Genomic DNA, 16,063 nt, shown 5'->3' with positions numbered 1-16,063 from the left:
GACAGACGACCGACGGCCGGCCCCCGGGAGCTCCCCGGGACCGGCCGTCGCTGTGCTCGTGAGGTCAGGCGAGCAGGTCGTGGCGGATGATCGTCGCCTCACGGCCCGGGCCGACACCGACCGACGAGATGCGCGTGCCGCTGATCTCCTCGAGGTGCAGCAGGTACCGCTGGGCGGCCTTCGGCAGGTCGTCGAAGTCGCGGGCCCCGCTGATGTCCTCGGTCCAGCCGTCCAGGTACTCGTAGACCGGCGTCGCATGGTGGAAGTCCGACTGGTCGTCCGGCATCTCGTCGAACCGGCGGCCGTCCACGTCGTACGCCACCGCCACCGGGATGCGGTCCCGGCCGGTGAGCACGTCGAGCTTGGTCACCACCAGGTCGGTGAGGCCGTTGATGCGGCTCGCGTAGCGGACGACCACCGAGTCGTACCAGCCGGTGCGGCGCGGGCGGCCCGTCGTCGTGCCGAACTCGCCACCCGTCTGACGCAGCCACTCGCCGTCCTCGTCCAGCAGCTCCGTCGGGAACGGGCCCTCGCCGACGCGCGTCGTGTACGCCTTCGCCACGGCGACCACGCGGTCGATGCGGGTCGGCCCCACGCCCGAGCCCGTGCACGCCCCGCCCGCCGTCGCCGACGACGACGTGACGAACGGGTACGTGCCGTGGTCGATGTCGAGCATCGTCGCCTGGCCCGCCTCGAACACCAGCGTCTTGCCGTCGTCGAGCGCCCGGTTCAGCAGCAGGGGCGTGTCCGCGACGTACGGGCGCAGGCGGTCCGCGTGCTTCAGCAGCTCCTCGACCGTCTCGTCGACCGTGATCGCCCGCCGGTTGTAGACCTTCACCAGCAGGTGGTTCTTGCCGTCGAGGGCGCCCTCGACCTTCTGGCGCAGGATCTTCTCGTCGAACAGGTCCTGGATGCGGACGCCCACGCGGTTGATCTTGTCCGCGTACGTCGGGCCGATGCCGCGGCCCGTCGTGCCGATCCGGCGCTTGCCGAGGAACCGCTCCGTGACCTTGTCGACCGTGCGGTTGTACGGCGCGATGACGTGCGCCGCCGACGACACCACGAGCGCGGACGTGTCGACGCCCCGGCCCTCCAGCGCGTCGATCTCCTCGAACAGCACCTCGATGTCCACGACGACGCCGTTGCCGATGACCGGGACGACGCCCGGCGAGAGGATGCCCGACGGCAGCAGGTGCAGCGCGTACTTCTCGCCACCGATGACGACCGTGTGCCCGGCGTTGTTGCCGCCGTTGAACTTCACGACGTAGTCGATCTGCGAGCCGAGCTGGTCGGTCGCCTTGCCCTTGCCCTCGTCGCCCCACTGGGCACCGAGCACCACGACGGCCGGCATCTGAACACCACCTTCACCCTGCCTGCGGTCGGGAACCGCGGCGGAAGCGTCGTTGCTTGCATGCGGACCCGGGCACGGGCGGCAGTGACCCAGTACCTCCGAGAGGGTACCGGACGGTCAACTTCCGGTCATGGGCGGTCCATCGCCGGGCCGCTCGGCACGACCCCCGCGCAGCCCCGGCCCCGGCCGCCGCCCGCGTCCCGTCAGCGCAGCTCCGCGACCTGCGCCGCCGAGGTGCCCGAGTCGACGAGGAACTGCGCGCACCGGTCCGCCTCCTCGCCCTCGCCGATCGCCTCGGCGGCCTCCGCGAGGGCCAGCAGCGCCCGCAGGAAGCCCTGGTTCGGCGCGTGGTCCGCCGGGATCGGGCCGCGTCCGCGCCACCCCGCGCGGCGCAGCGCGTCGAGCCCACGGTGGTAGCCGGTGCGGGCGAACGCGTAGGCGGCGACGGGGTCGCCGTCGTCCGAGAGCGCCCGCTCCGCGAGGAGCGCCCAGACGATCGACGACGCCGGCGCGACGCTCACGACGTCACGCGGTGCCGAGCCCGCCGCCAGGGCGGCCCGGGCATCGCCGTCGGGGCCGTCGGCCGGGAGCAGGGTGGGCGCGGGACCGTCCAGGAGGTTCTCGTGGCTCATGCGGCCAGTCTCCCCCAGTCGGCCGGATCGTCCACGGCCCGCTCACCGGGTCGATCCCCGGACCGGTCGCGGGGCCGGTCGCCGGGTCGATCGCCGAGCCGGTCGCCGAGCCGGTCGCCGGGCCGTTCGCTCGTCCGGCTGGACACGTGTCCGTTCCGGGTGCGGACCCGTGGGAGCGCAACTACAGTCGACCCGCCGACACCCCCGGTCGGCGCCCACTGCCCCAGATGGGCACCTCGAGCACAGGTGACCACCATGATCGAGATCTCCACGTCCTCGACGACCACCACCCTGGTCGTCTCCGGCGACCTGGACCTGGCCGAGCGCGACCAGTTCCCCGAGATCGCCGCACGGGTCGTCGGCCTGCGCCGCCAGCTCCTCGTGATCGACATGTGCGGCGTCACCTTCATGGACTCCACCGGTGCCGCGTTCCTCATCTCGCTCGCCGACGCCGGACGGCGCCGTGGCGGGGCCACGGTGCTGCGCGGCGCCGACCCGCGGGACCTGTTCGTCCTCGAGATCTGCGGCGCGCTCGAGCTCTTCCGGGTCGACTCCGACCACCGGTGCGCCGAGACGGCCGGGGCGACCGGGTTCGTCCGGCCGAGCGGGGCACCCACACCCGCCTGACGGCTGCTCACCTCGGCTGCTCACCTCGGCGGCCGGGTGGCTTCACCGGCCGCGGAGGCCTCAGCCGCCTCGCCGGGCCAGTGGCCTCAAGCGGCCCGGTGGCCTCAGCGGCCCGGCGGCAGCGCGCCGGGCCGGATCTTCGCCCACACGAGCTTGCCGCCCCGGGACTGCCGCCAGCCCCAGTCGGCGAGCCGCTCGACGATCTGCATGCCGAACCCGCCGACCCGCCCCGGGTGCCCGTCGGTCGCGACGGGTGGCGCCGGGTTGCCGTCCTCGACCTCGATCCGCAGCCCGTCGCCCGTGTCGTACAGCTGCAGCGACACGTGCCCGTAGCCGTGCAGCACGGCGTTCGCGACGAGCTCCGACACCACCAGCTCCGCGTTCGCGGCCTCGGGGATGTCCCACGCCTGGCAGGTGCGCACCACCGCGTGCCGGGCGCGGCCGATCGACGCCGGCTCGTTCGGCAGCGACCACCGCCGCCGCCGGGGGCTCCGGGCCCGTTCGAGCTGGTCGCGCGGGTCCGGCACACGCACCACGACCACGGCCACGTCGTCCTCCGGGTGGTCGGCGAGCCGCGACAGCAGCTCTTCGCCGATCCCCGCGGCGTCCAGCGCCGTCACGTGCGCGGCGACACCGGCCAGCGCGGCGAGCCCGTCGCGCAGCCCCCGGTCGCGGCGCTCGATGAGGCCGTCCGTGTAGTAGACGAGGAAGTCGCCGGGCAGCAGGTCGACCGCCGCGGTGCCGCGACCGTGCCCGCCGAAGCCGATCAGCGGACCTCCGGCGTCGAGCAGCTGCGTGGCCTCCCGCTCGCGCACGAGCAGCACCGGCAGGTGCCCCGCACGTGAGTACTCCAACCGCCACCCGCCGCCCGACCGGGTCAGGGTCGACAGCACGAGACCCGCCGAGCGGGGGATCCGCATGCCCGTGACGAGCTGGTCCACCCGCTCCAGGACCGGACCGGGGGACGTGATGTCGAACGTGTACGACCGCACGACGGAGCGGAGCTGCCCCATCGCGGCGGCGGCCTCGACGTCGTGGCCCACCACGTCGCCGATGACCACGCCGACGACGTCCGGCGCGATCTGCAGCACGTCGTACCAGTCGCCACCGACCTGCACGTTCTCGGAGTTCGGCGCGTAGTACGTCCACACGTCCAGGCCGTCGACCTCCGCCTGCTCCGGGAGCATCGCGCGCTGCAGCGTCTCCGCCAGCCGGTGCTCCCGGTCGTACAGCCGCGCGTTGTCGACGACGAGGCCCACCCGCCTGGCCGTCAGCTCCAGGACGGTCATCGTCGACGGCTCGACCGCGGCCAGCCCGCCCGCGTCGCGCGGCAGCACGACGAGCACCCCCAGCACTCGTCGACGGCCCGGGACCGGGTAGACGACGGCCCGCCGGTCGCCCGTCGTCCGCCCGTCGTGCCCGGGGTCCTGCCCGACGTGCCGCGCGAGCCAGTCGGACGCGCTCCCCGGCGCGTAGGTGCCGTCGAGGTCGAGCTCGACCGGGCGGTCCCGCTCCCCGTCCAGGAGGAGCTGGACCACGTCGCGCGGGAACCGCGCAGGCGCGCCCCGCAGGATCGGGAGGGCACCCGTCGCCGTCGACGTCACCCGCAGCGCGGCACGGTGCGCGTCACCGGGATGGGCGTCGCCGTGGCGCTGGCCCTTGCCGCTCGGCGGGTGCCCCGGGCCGATGCCGTCCGCGGCGCGCAGCCCCCCGTCGTTCAGGTAGAACGCCGCCCACCCGACCAGCGCGCGGCGCAGCATCATGGCGATCTCGCGCAGCGCGTGCGGGTCGTCGACGTCCATCAGCAGGTCCGACACCTGCGCGATGAGCCCGAGGCTGCGCCGCTCACGCCGCTCGACCTCGACGAGCGCGGCCTGCTCCGCGTCGTGCGAGAGCTGCTCCGTGAGGTCCTGCAGCGCGACGACCCAGTGGGCCGCCGGACCCTCCCTGTCCCGGACGGGCGACAGGTGCGCCCGGCACGTCAGCCGGGTGCCGTCCGCCCGTCGCAGCGTCAGCGTCTGCGACACCGGGCGCTCCTCGCGGACCGCGGCCGTCAGCGCGTCCACGTCCGACGGGCGCAGGGCCGAACCCTCGACGACGTCGCCGTGCCGGCTCCGGGCCCCGTCGAGCCCGTACCCCGTCGCCGCCTCGAACGCGGCGTTCACCCACACCACCGGCAGGTCCGGCTGGGATGCGTCCAGGAGCGCCATCGGCACCGCGGTGGACGCCAGGGCGAGCTCGAGGGCCCTGTCGAGCGACTGCTCGGACGTCGGATGCGTGTGGGAGTTGACCACTACCACCTCCGATCGTCTAGCGTGCCGAACGGGCGAAACGTCGAAACACCGGCGCGGCGCCTTCCAGGACAGAACGGAAGGAGCACCGTGCGCGACGGTAACAGCACCACCCCCGAGGAGCCCGGGGACACCAGCGCGGTCGACCAGAACAACGGTGTGATCGGCGAACCAGGTGCGGTCCACGTGATCGTCGGCGCCGACCGGACCCGCATCGTGCTCTCCGGCGAGGTCGACGCGGACCTCGGCCCGGAGCTCCAGGAGGCGACCGCCGAGGCCGAGCAGCTGGGCCTGCCGATCGAGGTCGACGCGCACCACGTCACGTTCATGGACTCGTCGGGCGTCGCGTTCCTCGCCCGCCTGTCCATCCGGTCGCAGCACCGCGTCCGGCTGCTGCGGGTCCCGCCGACCGTGCGCTTCCTGCTCGAGGTCACCCGGATCGGTGAGCTGGTCGACGTCGTCGAGGGCGACGACGAGGGCGAGTTCCAGCCCGTCGGCGACAGCGCGGCCGGCGACACCGGTCCCGGCGCCGCCTGACGGTCGCGAGACGCACGAAGGCCCCGCACCGCCCGGTGCGGGGCCTTCGGCATGCAGGACGTCAGCCGAGCTTGTTGCCGGCCGAACGCAGCTGCTGGGCGGCCTCGACGATGCGCTGGGCCATGCCCGCCTCGGCGAGCTTGCCCCAGGCGCGCGGGTCGTACGCCTTCTTGTTGCCGACCTCGCCGTCGACCTTCAGGACGCCGTCGTAGTTCGTGAACATGTGGCCGACGACCGGACGCGTGAACGCGTACTGCGTGTCCGTGTCGATGTTCATCTTGATGACGCCGTTGTCGACCGCCTCGGCGATCTCCGCGGCCGTCGAGCCGGACCCGCCGTGGAACACGAGGTCGAACGGCGACTCCTTGCCGACCTCGGCGCCGACGGCCTTCTGGATCTCCGCGAGGATCGACGGGCGCAGCTTGACCGCACCCGGCTTGTAGACGCCGTGCACGTTGCCGAACGTGAGGGCCGTCAGGTAGCGGCCCTTCTCGCCCGTGCCGAGCGCGCGGACCGTCGCGAGACCGTCCTCGGCCGTCGTGTACAGCTTCTCGTTGATCTCGGCCTCGTGGCCGTCCTCCTCGCCACCGACGACGCCGACCTCGATCTCGAGGATCGTGCGGGCCGCCTGCGAGAGCTCGAGGAGCTCCGCCGCGATCACGAGGTTCTCGTCCAGCGGGATGTCCGAGCCGTCGAACATGTGCGACTGGAACGTCGGGTTCTTGCCGGCCTTGACCTGCTCCGCCTCGATGGCGAGCAGCGGGCGGACCCACGAGTCGAGGTTCTTCTTGACGCAGTGGTCGGTGTGCAGGGCGACCGTGATGCCGTAGCCCTTCGCGACCTCGGCCGCGTACGCGGCGAGGGCGAGCGAGCCGGACACGCGGTCCTTGACCGTCGAACCGGAGGCGTACTCCGCGCCACCGACCGAGACCTGCAGGATGCCGTCGGACTCGGCCTCCGCGAAGCCCTGCAGCGCGGCGGTGATGGTCTGGGAGGACGTGATGTTCACGGCGGGGTAGGCGAACTTGCCTGCCTTCGCCCGGTCGATCATCTCGGCGTAGACCTCAGGGGTGGCGATGGCCATCTGCAGCATCTCCTGCGTTGGGTGGTGGGGCGGTGTCGGACTGAGTTTGCCACTACTGGGTGAGGTCACGATCGGGACGTCCTGCCTACGGACGGTGGGGTCGTGGCGTGCAGTGGTGTCGTGGCTTTTCGTCCGTCCGGGGGACGTCTCGCGGGCGGACGCGGTCTCGAGCCGCCCACAGCCCCTGACCGGGGCGTTCACCCCCCCGGGACGAGTTGGCGGTTGCGCGCGCTCCGTGCTGGATCGGCAGAATCGTACGTATGTTCGAAGTGCCGGGAGTGTCGGTCGCCGGGGGCGGCGCCGCGGTCGCCGTGTGCCCGGTCGAGCGCTCGCGGGCCCGCGTCGCCTCGCGGGCGGTCGACGCGATGCGCGCGCTGGTCGACGAGCTCGCGGTGTGCGACTCGTGGCTCGCCGAGGACCGAGGGTCCGCGCTCAACGACCTCGACCGGATCGAAGGTCTCGTCGCTGCCGCGAGGGGCCGGCTCCTCGTCGCCGAGAGGGACGCCGGGACGTCGATGCGGCCGGGCGACGCGTCCTTCGAGGCCGCGCAGGCGCGTCGTTCGCGCGCCGGGTGGGCGGGAGCCGCGCGGCAGGTGCGACAGGCGGAGGCCCTCCGCTCGATGCCGGTGCTCGCCGACGCCGTCTCCTCCGGGACGCTCCCGGTGTCGCACCTGGACGCCGTCGCCCGCGCGTCCGCCGCCGCCTCGCCCGCGATCAGCGAGCTGCTGACGTCGGCCGCCGGGCAGAGCACGGTGCTCGCCCTCGCCCGCGCGCACGACGCACCCGCGTTCGCCCGCTCGCTGACCGGCTGGGTGGCGGCCCACGACCCGGCTGCGCTCGAGCAGGGGCACGAGGTGCAGCGGCGGGCACGGTTCCTGCACCTGTCCCACCAGAGCGACGGCACGTTCGTCCGGGGTCGGCTGGACTCGATGGCCGGGCACCGACTGCAGCTCGCGCTCGAGGCCACCGGGCAGGAACCCGGTGAGGACCGGACGCCGGAGCAGGCACGCGCCGATGCACTCGTGGCGCTGGCAGACCGGGCGCTGAGCGCGCCCGCCACGCTGTCGGGGACCTCCCAGCGGCCGCACCTCTCGGTGCTGGTGGACGCCGAGACGGTCGCCGCGGTGCAACGGCGGCAGCGCGGGGCGCACGCTGACGGTGCTGGCGGGCCGGGCGGCGCTGGCGGTGCTGGCGGCGGTCTCCGCGCTCACGACGCTGGTGAAGGCGCCGGGTGTCTCGCTGGCGTCCACCCCGCGTTCCAGCCTGCCGACGAGGACGCCGTTGCTCCCGCGACGCTCGAGGACGGCACGCCCGTGCCCTCGTCGGAGCTCGCGCGGCTGCTGTGCGACAGCGAGCTGACCCGGATGGTGCTCACCGCCGAGTCGGTCCCGCTGGACCTCGGGCGGACCGTCCGCACGTACACCGGCGCTCAGCGCCGCGCGGTCGTCGCGCGGGACCGGCACTGCGCGTGGCCGTCCTGCTCCACTCCCGCCCGGTGGGGCGAGGTCCACCACATCCGATGGTGGGACCGGGACGACGGTGCGACGAGCGTGGACAACGGAGTCCTGCTGTGCAGCTTCCATCACCACGAGGTGCACCGGCGGGACCTGACGATCGAGCGTCACACGTCGCCGCCGCGCCGGTCGCCCCGGGCGCGATCGCGCAGCGGATCCGATGACGTCGGCGGTCGACCGCCGACGAGGACGGGTCTCGGGACGGCACCCGGGCCTGCCATCACAGGCGGGCCGGCACCTGGTCCTCGGACGCCCGCTCGGTACACCTTCAGGACGGCCGACGGACGTGTGCTGGCCGAGCCTCCCTGACGAGATGAGCGAGGTGCCGGATGCCCTCAGGAGCCACTCAACGCGAGGCGCGCGACGGAGCCCGGTGCCGCTGCGCCGAGGCGTCCCTGACGGCCGACCGGTGCGGCTGCGCCGAGGCGCCCATGGCGTCCGGCCGAGGGGTCAGTCGTCGCGTCGCGCGTGCTGGGCGACCCACGCGTGCATCGCGATGGCGGCCGCGGCCCCGGCGTTGATGGAGCGCGTCGACCCGAACTGGGCGATGTGCAGCACGTCGACGACGGCTGCTCGGGCGGCGTCCGAGAGGCCGACGGACTCCTGGCCGAAGAGCAGCACGCAGGACCGTGGCAGGGGGTAGCCCTCGAGCGGGACGGAGCCGGGAAGGTTGTCGACGCCGAGCACGGGGATGGGTGTGCCGTCGGGACCGCCGCTCGCCGCCCACGTCAGGAGATCCTCGACCGTCGGGTGGTGCCGGATGTGCTGGTACCGGTCGGTGACCATCGCACCGCGACGGTTCCAGCGGCGGCGGCCGACGATGTGCACCTCGGTGGCGGCGAACGCGTTGGCCGTGCGGACGACCGAGCCGATGTTGAGGTCGTGCGCCCAGTTCTCGACGGCCACGTGGAAGGGGTGACGTCGGGTGTCGAGGTCGGCGACGATCGCCTCGACCGTCCAGTAGCGGTACTGGTCGACCACGTTGCGACGGTCGCCGTGCGCGAGCAGCTCGGGGTCGTAGCGGGGGTCGTCGGGCAGCGGGCCCGGCCACGGTCCGACCCCGACGGCCTCGAGGTCACGGGCCTGGTGCGTCGGCTCGTGCGTCGGCTCGTGCGACGAAGCGTCGGGGGTGTCGTCGTGCTCGGGGTCCACGCGCGCCACCGTAGCTGCGCCGGCCGCGGGCGGCGGCACGTGGCGGCACACCGTCGGGGTGGCCGCGATGGTCGCCACGCTGCGCGGCCGGGGTGACGTCGCGACGGTCGCCACGCGGCGCGGTCGGGGTGGCGCACGGTGCCCAGCCGTGCGCGCTCCCCCGACCGCGCCGCGACCGGTCCGGCCGGCTGCGGAGCGACCGGACCGGTCGGAGGGGCGGCGGCCTCCACTCGACCACCGCCCCGGTGGTCAGCCGACCGGGTCGTGGGCAGCGGCCTCCAGCCGGCCATCGCCCACGAGCGGGTCGACCGACCGGTCAGGAGGCGGCGACCTCCAGCTCGACGACCGCCCAGGAGAGGGCCGGAAGACGGACCGTGAGGGTGCTGCCGTCGACGGCGACGCCGTCGAGAGCGCGGAGCCCGACCGCGTCCTGCCGGTCCTGCGTGTTCGACGAGAACCGGTCGCCGCCCGCAGGGGTGTCGAGGACCTCGGCGCGGGCGACCCGGCCGGCGGTCCAGCCGCGCAGGTCGACGGTCACCGTGGCGTCCTCGTCGAGCCCGCGGTGCGCGAGGAACAGCGCGACCCGGCCGTCGGCCTGCGACCAGGTCGCCGAGACGTCGACGAGGTCGACGTCGCCGAACCGGTTCGTGTCGTACCGGTCGGACCGCACGACGGCCCGCAGGATCTCGCCGCGGGCGAGCGCCGCCATGCGGGCGAACGGCCAGAAGATCGACTGCCGCCAGGCGGGGCCCCCCTCCTCGGACCGGATGGGGGCGATGACGTTGACGAGCTGCGCCTGGTTGGCGATCTTCACGCGGTCGCCGTGCCGCAGCAGCGAGTTGAGCAGGGTCCCGACGACGACGGCGTCGGTGACGTTGTACTCGTCCTCGATGATCCGCGGGTGCTCGCGCCAGATGTTGCGCTCGGCGATGACGTGCGGCTGGTCCTCGGTGTCGCGACCCGTCTGGTACCAGACGTTCCACTCGTCGAACGAGAGGTTGATGCGCTTGGTGTGCTTGCCGGCGGCGCGGACGGCGTCGGCGGTGGCGACGACGGACTCGATGAAGTGGTCCATGTCGACGGCGGAGCCGAGGAAGGACGCATGGTCGCCCTCGTGCTCCTGGTAGTAGGCGTGCAGCGACACGTAGTCGACCTGGTCGTACGTGTGCCGCAGCACGGTCTGCTCCCACGACCCGAACGTCGGCATCTGCGAGCTCGACGAACCGCACGCGACGAGCTCGATGGTCGGGTCGACGAGCCGCATGGCCTTCGCGGCCTCGACGGCGAGCCGTCCGTACTCGTCGGCCGTCTTGGCGCCCATCTGCCAGGGCCCGTCCATCTCGTTGCCGAGGCACCACAGCTTGATGCCGAACGGGTCGTCGTGGCCGTTCTTGCGGCGCAGGTCGGACAGCTCGGTGCCGCCGGGGTGGTTGGCGTACTCGACGAGCGCCCGCGCCTCGTCGACCCCGCGGGTCCCGAGGTTGACGGCCTCCATGACCTCGACGTCCGCGACCCGGGCCCAGTCGACGAACTCGTGCAGGCCGAACGCGTTCGACTCGACGGTGTGCCAGGCGCCGTCGAGCCGCCGCGGCCGCTCGGACGCGGGGCCGACGCCGTCCTCCCACCGGTAACCGGAGACGAAGTTGCCCCCGGGGTACCGGATGACGGTCGGGCCCATCTCGCGGACGAGGTCGAGCACGTCCGTGCGGAACCCCCGCTCGTCGGCGGCGGCGTGGCCGGGCTCGTAGATGCCGGTGTAGACGCACCGACCCATGTGCTCGACGAACGAGCCGAAGATCCGGCGGGGTACCTCACCGGCGGTGAAGTCCCGGTCGAGCGTCACGTGTGCGGTGGTCATGAGACGAGGCTCCTCAGGTCGGGGAGGTGGAACCGATGGATCAGATGGAACAGATGCTCAGATGGAACAGGTCGAACTGGTGGAGCACGTGGGACCGGAGGCTCACTGACCGCCGAAGCCGGTCGTCGAGAACCCGCGGATGATCTGCCGCTGGAAGAAGAGGAAGACCACGATCAGGGGCAGCGCCGCGAGAACGGCGGACGCCATCGTCTGGGCGTACTGCAGGCCGTAGGCGCTCTTCACGGTCTGCAGCCCGACGGGCAGGGTCATCAGCGATGCGTCGCTCGTGATGATGAACGGCCACAGGAAGTTGTTCCACGCCGCGATGAACACGAAGATCCCGACGGCCGCGAGGATCGGCCGCGACAGCGGCAGCACGATCGACCAGAACACCCGCAACCGGCCGGCGCCGTCGATGCGGGCGGCGTCCTCCAGCTCGATCGGCACCTGCTGGAAGAACTTCATCAGCACGAACACCATGGCCGGCGCGACGAGCTGGGGAAGGATGATCGCCCAGTACGTGTCGACGAGGTTGAGCGTGAGCATCTCGTAGAACAGCGGCACGATGAGCACCGGCGGCGGCACGATGATCGACGCGATGATCAGCCAGAACAGCCAGCGCCGACCCCGGAAGTCGATCCGCGCGAGGGCGTAGGCCGCGAGCGACGACACGACGAGCGTGAGCAGCGTGATGGCGGTGGCCGTGAGCAGGCTGTTCCACGTCCAGAGCGGGATGTTCCCCTCGCGGAGCACGTTCGTGTAGGCGTCGACGTTGAAGCCGTCCTTCGGGAACCAGGACACGGGCGTCGCGGCGGCGGACGTCTCCGACTTGAACGACGTGACGACGGCCCACAGGAACGGCAGCAGCCACGCGAAGGCCATGACCACGAGCGCGACGATCGCGACGATCCGGCCGGGGCTGAGGAACTTCTCGCCGGTCCGCAGGTTCGCGGCCTGGGCGAAGCGGCCCCGGGCCGCCGACTTGTAGCCGGCGTGGGGCCGGGGTGCGACGGTGGTGGTCATGACTCGCTCCTCCGCATCGTGAACCGGACCTGGACGAGCGAGACGATGACGATCACCGCGAAGAAGATGTAGGCGATCGACGACGCGTACCCGAACCGGTACCCCGTGAAGCCGGACTCGAAGATGTACTGGACGACGGGCCGGGTGACGCCGCCGGGACCGCCGTTGGTCATGACGTAGATCTGGTCGAAGACCTTGAGCGACGCGAGGATCTGCAGGATCACGATGAGCACGGTGGTCGGGCCGAGCTGCGGGATCGTGATCGACCGGACCTGGCGCCACCGGCCGGCGCCGTCGAGCGCGGACGCCTCGTACTGCTGCTCGGGGATGTTCTGCAGGGCCGTGAGGTAGAGCAGGAAGTTGAACCCGACGGTCCACCACAACGTCTCGACGACGACCGCGAGCATCGCCCACGTCGGGTCCTGCAACCACGCCTGCCCCTCGATGCCGACGGCACCGAGCAGGTAGTTCACGAGGCCGAGCTGCGGGTTGTACATCCAGATCCAGAACTGCGCGGCGACCGTGGACGCCATGAGGAACGGCATGAAGAACGACAGCCGCCACAGCCACTGGCCGGGCAGCCCCTGGAACACGAGCAGCGCCATGACGAGCGCGACGATCACCAGCGGGATCGTCGACAGCACCGTGAACCACGCGGTGTTGAGCATCGAGCGCCACATGATCGGGTCCTTGAGGGCCTCGATGTAGTTGGCGAACCCGAGGAAGTCCCCGCCGGCGCCCGTGATGCTCTCGCCGGTGAAGCTCAGGTAGAAACCGTGGACGAGCGGCCAGACGAGGAACATCGCGAAGACGACGACGAACGGGGCGACGAACAACCAGCCGATCCGGGTGTCGCGCGAGCGTTGCGTGCGGATGCGCGGCTGGTCGGCCGCCGCGGCGCGGGCGGCACGTGCGCCGGCGCCGATGTCGAGTGCTGCAGAGGACACGATCGGACTCCTTCGTGCGACCGGACTGTCAGGGGCCGGTTCAGACCGGGTTGGGCTTGGCGAGCTGCACGTTCACGCGACGGACGAAGGCCGCGAAGCCCTTGGCTGCGTCGTCGCCCTGCAGGTACACGTTCTGGACGGTCTCGAGGAAGTACGACTGGAAGTCGCTGCCCGAACCCGTGAACCAGGCCTCCGGGTCGTAGTTGAGGATCTCGGCGGCCGGTGCGTAGTGCGCCTGCGGGAGGAGCGCCTGGTACTCGGGGCTCTGGATGACCGGCTGGAACGCCGGGATGTGCCCGGCCTCGGCCCAGTCGAGGGACTGGTGCAGGAGGTCGCTGACGAACTGGTACGTCGCCTTGCGCTTGACGGGGTCCGGGTGCGACTGGTGCGGGAGCGTGAACGCGTGCGAGTCGGCGTAGGCGGCCGCGGTGCCGAACAGCGTGGGGATCGGCTGGGCGTCGAACGGGATGCCTGCGTTCTTGGCGGTGGGGAGCTCCCAGACGCCCGTGAAGAACATGCCGCTCTCCCCCGACATGAACTCCGACACCGCGGTGCCGTAGTCGCCGTTCGGGGTGCAGATCGTGCCGTCGAGCAGCTGCTGGATGAACTCGAGCGACTCGACCGCGGCGTCGTCGTCGACCGCGGCGGTGGCGCCCGAGAGGTCGAACTCGGCGTCGTGCTGCTTGTAGAGCGTGTAGAACAGCCGCCACATCTGGGCGCCGTCGCCGAGGTACCCGTACGAGAGGCCGTGCTTGCCGGTGACCGCCTGCATGGCGCGGGCGACCTCGAGGAACTGGTCGGGGCTGGTGATCGGCGCGAGCTGGCCGTCGGCCCCGAGCGCGCCCGCCTTCGCGGCGATGTCGGTGTTGTACATCATGATGAACGGGTGCGAGTCGAGGGCGATGGAGTACTGCTTCCCGTCCAGCCCGCCCTTCGCCCAGACGCGGTCGAGGAAGTCGGCCTGCGCCACGTCGACGTCAGCGAGCATGTCGAGGTCCCACGGGTCGAGCAGGCCGCCCGGGGCGTATCCCGCGACGCGTGACGCGTGCATGATCGCGACGTCCGGCGCCCGTCCGCCGACGCTCGCCATCGCGAGCTTCGTGTAGTACGGCGCACCCCAGGCGAGCACCGTCTGGGTCGCGTCGTAGCCGTTGTGCTCGGCGTTCACCTTGGTGACGAGGTTGGCCATGTTGATGCCGTCGCCGCCGCTGAGCAGGTGCCAGAAGTTCAGCTGGGGGACGCCGGACGCGGAGGCGCTGGAGGGTGCGCAGCCGGCGAGGCTGCCGAGCACGGCGCCCCCGCCGAGCGCGGCGAGCGAGCCGAGGAGCATCTGCCGGCGGCTGAGCTCGATGTTGGCGGCGCGGGCGACGAGGTCCTGGGGACCGGGTGGTGCGTGGTGCGTTCTCATGCCGTCACTCCTTCGTGAGACACGCTGTTACATCGTTGTACCCCTGGAGGAACCGAGCGCTCCTGGAGGGCCACGGAGCCCGGAGTGCTCGGCGCGTCGATCATTACATCGTTGGAACGGGTGGGCAAGAGGGGATTTCCCGGAGGGAACGGACACCCTGCACAGGGGCTCGGACACGGTGCCGGACCCGTCAGCCTCGAGCCGGGCTGACAGCCGCGGGCCGACAGCCGCGAGCCCGTCAGTCGCGGGCCCGACAGTCGCGAGCCCGACAGCCGCAGCCCCGTCAGCCGCGAGCCCGACAGCCGCAGCCCCCGTCAGTCGCGGGCCCGACAGTCGCGAGCCCGACAGCCGCAGCCCCGTCAGCCGCGAGCCCGACAACCGCGGGCCTGACAACCGCGAGCCCGTCAGCGGGGGCCGAGCCCGTCAGCCCGCAGGCGGACCCTGCCGCCGGGCTCCCACGGGCGCCGTGCTCTCCCGCGCCACGACACGGTGCGGCACCATGATGCGCCGCGGGGTCCGCTGCGGGTCGGCGATCCGCTCGGCGAGCATGTCCAGCGTCGTCACGACGAGCTGTCGCAGGTCGAACGCGACCGTCGTGAGCGGCGGCACCGCGTACCGGCTGGCCACCACGTCGTCGAACCCGGCCACGGCGAGGTCGTCGGGCACCCGCAGGCCCCGCTCCCACAGCACGCTGACCGCCCCGACCGCCATCGAGTCGGTGAAGCAGAAGAACGCGTCGGGTGCGTCGTGCGCGTCCAGGAAGGCCCGGACGCCGTCGACGGCCGACTCGGTCGTCCAGCGCGGCACCGTGATCTCGAGGGCCGGGTCGACCGGCACGCCCGCCGCTGCGAGCGCCTGCCGGTACCCCTCGGTGCGCTGGCGGGCGGCGGCCGTCTCGATCGCGCCGGGTGCGCCGACCACGGCGATGCGCCGCCGACCCGTCGCGAGCAGGTGCTCGGTCATGTGCCGCGCGCCGAGGACGCTGTCGACGCCGACCTGGTCGGTGCGGTCCTGGACGACCTCGCCGATGAGTACCGTCGGCGGCAGGGGCACCCGCGCGACGTCGACCTCGTCGTTGATCGCCGAGTCCTCGAGCGACACGGGGTTGAGCACGAGCCCGTCGACGAGCTGGGACCTCGCCCGGGACAGCAGGTCACGCTCGCGACGTGGCTCCGCGGCCGTCTCCTCGATCTGCACGCCCCAGCCGCGGGCGTGCCCCTCCTCGACGAAGTGGTGCGCGAGCTCCGCCGAGTACGCGGTCGACAGGTCCGGCAGGGCGAGCGCGATGAGCCCGTACCGGCCGTTGCGCAGCCCACGCGCACCGAGGTTCGGCACGTAGTCCAGCTCGGCCAGCGCCTCCTCGACGCGCGCGCGCGTCTCCGGGCGCACGAAGACCGTGCCGTTGATGACGTTCGAGACCGTCTTCGGGGACACCCCGGCACGCGCCGCCACGTCCTTCACGGTGGACCGCACCGCACCTCCCACCACGAGCAGCTCGAACTCACCGGGCAACGACCGAGCACCGGCCGACGTTCCGGCCGACGTTCCGGCCGGCGCGTCACCGACAGGCCGGTGCCGTCACCGGGCGAGCCCATTGTCCATGCGCCGGTCGACCGCCCGGAGCCCACAGCCCACGCAC

At 72.4% G+C, this 16,063-nt stretch carries 13 protein-coding genes; 3 read left to right on the top strand and 10 right to left on the bottom strand.

The window, feature by feature from the left end; all coding sequences use genetic code 11:
- Positions 1-64: 64 nt before the first annotated feature.
- On the bottom strand, positions 65-1,351 hold the full coding sequence (locus Cch01nite_RS11255) for an adenylosuccinate synthase (protein WP_203753565.1): 1,287 nt from the start codon (positions 1,349-1,351) through the stop codon (positions 65-67).
- 203 nt (positions 1,352-1,554) lie between these two features.
- A complete protein-coding gene (locus tag Cch01nite_RS11250) occupies positions 1,555-1,983 on the bottom strand; it encodes a DUF3151 domain-containing protein (protein WP_203753563.1) in 429 nt (142 codons plus the stop codon).
- A gap of 255 nt (positions 1,984-2,238) precedes the next feature.
- On the opposite strand from Cch01nite_RS11250, the gene Cch01nite_RS11245 reads away from it, so the two are divergent.
- The gene (locus tag Cch01nite_RS11245; protein WP_203753560.1) at positions 2,239-2,610 is read left to right on the top strand and encodes an STAS domain-containing protein; all 372 of its coding nucleotides are present in this window, start codon (positions 2,239-2,241) and stop codon (positions 2,608-2,610) included.
- Between the two features lie 104 nt (positions 2,611-2,714).
- Here the strand turns inward: Cch01nite_RS11245 and Cch01nite_RS11240 are convergent, their stop codons facing one another.
- The gene (locus tag Cch01nite_RS11240) at positions 2,715-4,820 is read right to left on the bottom strand and encodes a SpoIIE family protein phosphatase (RefSeq protein WP_203754371.1); all 2,106 of its coding nucleotides are present in this window, start codon (positions 4,818-4,820) and stop codon (positions 2,715-2,717) included.
- Positions 4,821-4,991: 171 nt separating this feature from the next.
- Here Cch01nite_RS11240 and Cch01nite_RS11235 point away from each other — a divergent pair, with 171 nt between their 5' ends.
- A complete protein-coding gene (locus tag Cch01nite_RS11235) occupies positions 4,992-5,438 on the top strand; it encodes an STAS domain-containing protein (RefSeq protein WP_203753556.1) in 447 nt (148 codons plus the stop codon).
- Between the two features lie 61 nt (positions 5,439-5,499).
- Here the strand turns inward: Cch01nite_RS11235 and fbaA are convergent, their stop codons facing one another.
- The gene (gene fbaA / locus Cch01nite_RS11230; RefSeq protein WP_203753552.1) at positions 5,500-6,522 is read right to left on the bottom strand and encodes a class II fructose-bisphosphate aldolase; all 1,023 of its coding nucleotides are present in this window, start codon (positions 6,520-6,522) and stop codon (positions 5,500-5,502) included.
- Positions 6,523-6,782: 260 nt separating this feature from the next.
- Between fbaA and Cch01nite_RS11225 the strand changes: the two genes are divergently transcribed.
- The gene (locus Cch01nite_RS11225; RefSeq protein WP_203753549.1) at positions 6,783-8,345 is read left to right on the top strand and encodes an HNH endonuclease signature motif containing protein; all 1,563 of its coding nucleotides are present in this window, start codon (positions 6,783-6,785) and stop codon (positions 8,343-8,345) included.
- Between the two features lie 141 nt (positions 8,346-8,486).
- Here the strand turns inward: Cch01nite_RS11225 and Cch01nite_RS11220 are convergent, their stop codons facing one another.
- From Cch01nite_RS11220 to Cch01nite_RS11195, 6 genes are all read right to left on the bottom strand, one after another.
- Positions 8,487-9,188, bottom strand: coding sequence for a TrmH family RNA methyltransferase (locus Cch01nite_RS11220; RefSeq protein WP_203753546.1), 702 nt, complete (start codon positions 9,186-9,188; stop codon positions 8,487-8,489).
- A 316-nt stretch (positions 9,189-9,504) separates the two neighbouring features.
- Complete coding sequence (gene arfA / locus Cch01nite_RS11215) at positions 9,505-11,046, bottom strand: arabinosylfuranosidase ArfA (RefSeq protein WP_203753543.1); 1,542 nt, start codon at positions 11,044-11,046, stop codon at positions 9,505-9,507.
- Between the two features lie 102 nt (positions 11,047-11,148).
- Positions 11,149-12,069, bottom strand: a complete 921-nt coding sequence (locus tag Cch01nite_RS11210) for a carbohydrate ABC transporter permease (RefSeq protein WP_203753540.1) — start codon at positions 12,067-12,069, stop codon at positions 11,149-11,151.
- Positions 12,066-13,016 carry a carbohydrate ABC transporter permease gene (locus Cch01nite_RS11205; RefSeq protein WP_203753537.1) on the bottom strand — a complete coding sequence of 317 codons (951 nt, stop codon included), beginning with the start codon at positions 13,014-13,016 and terminating at the stop codon, positions 12,066-12,068. The genes Cch01nite_RS11210 and Cch01nite_RS11205 overlap by 4 nt, the downstream gene beginning before the upstream one ends.
- 40 nt (positions 13,017-13,056) lie before the next feature.
- On the bottom strand, positions 13,057-14,424 hold the full coding sequence (locus Cch01nite_RS11200) for an ABC transporter substrate-binding protein (RefSeq protein ID WP_203753533.1): 1,368 nt from the start codon (positions 14,422-14,424) through the stop codon (positions 13,057-13,059).
- Positions 14,425-14,847: 423 nt separating this feature from the next.
- Entirely contained in the window at positions 14,848-15,897 is a 1,050-nt protein-coding gene (locus tag Cch01nite_RS11195; protein ID WP_203754359.1) for a LacI family DNA-binding transcriptional regulator, read from the bottom strand.
- Between the last annotated feature and the right edge of the window lie 166 nt (positions 15,898-16,063).

Origin of the sequence: Cellulomonas chitinilytica (genome assembly GCF_016862675.1) — a bacterium.
Lineage (GTDB): Bacteria > Actinomycetota > Actinomycetes > Actinomycetales > Cellulomonadaceae > Cellulomonas > Cellulomonas chitinilytica.
Note: the sequence above shows the minus strand (reverse complement) of the source record. Positions and strands in the feature narration are given on the sequence as shown.

Coding starts and splice junctions, on each gene's coding strand:
- Cch01nite_RS11200 (WP_203753533.1), bottom strand. CDS start 14,424: ATGAGAACGCACCACGCACCACCCGGTCCCCAGGACCTCGTCGCCCGC.
- fbaA (WP_203753552.1), bottom strand. CDS start 6,522: ATGGCCATCGCCACCCCTGAGGTCTACGCCGAGATGATCGACCGGGCG.
- Cch01nite_RS11250 (WP_203753563.1), bottom strand. CDS start 1,983: ATGAGCCACGAGAACCTCCTGGACGGTCCCGCGCCCACCCTGCTCCCG.
- arfA (WP_203753543.1), bottom strand. CDS start 11,046: ATGACCACCGCACACGTGACGCTCGACCGGGACTTCACCGCCGGTGAG.
- Cch01nite_RS11245 (WP_203753560.1), top strand. CDS start 2,239: ATGATCGAGATCTCCACGTCCTCGACGACCACCACCCTGGTCGTCTCC.
- Cch01nite_RS11225 (WP_203753549.1), top strand. CDS start 6,783: ATGTTCGAAGTGCCGGGAGTGTCGGTCGCCGGGGGCGGCGCCGCGGTC.
- Cch01nite_RS11210 (WP_203753540.1), bottom strand. CDS start 12,069: ATGACCACCACCGTCGCACCCCGGCCCCACGCCGGCTACAAGTCGGCG.
- Cch01nite_RS11255 (WP_203753565.1), bottom strand. CDS start 1,351: ATGCCGGCCGTCGTGGTGCTCGGTGCCCAGTGGGGCGACGAGGGCAAG.
- Cch01nite_RS11240 (WP_203754371.1), bottom strand. CDS start 4,820: ATGGCGCTCCTGGACGCATCCCAGCCGGACCTGCCGGTGGTGTGGGTG.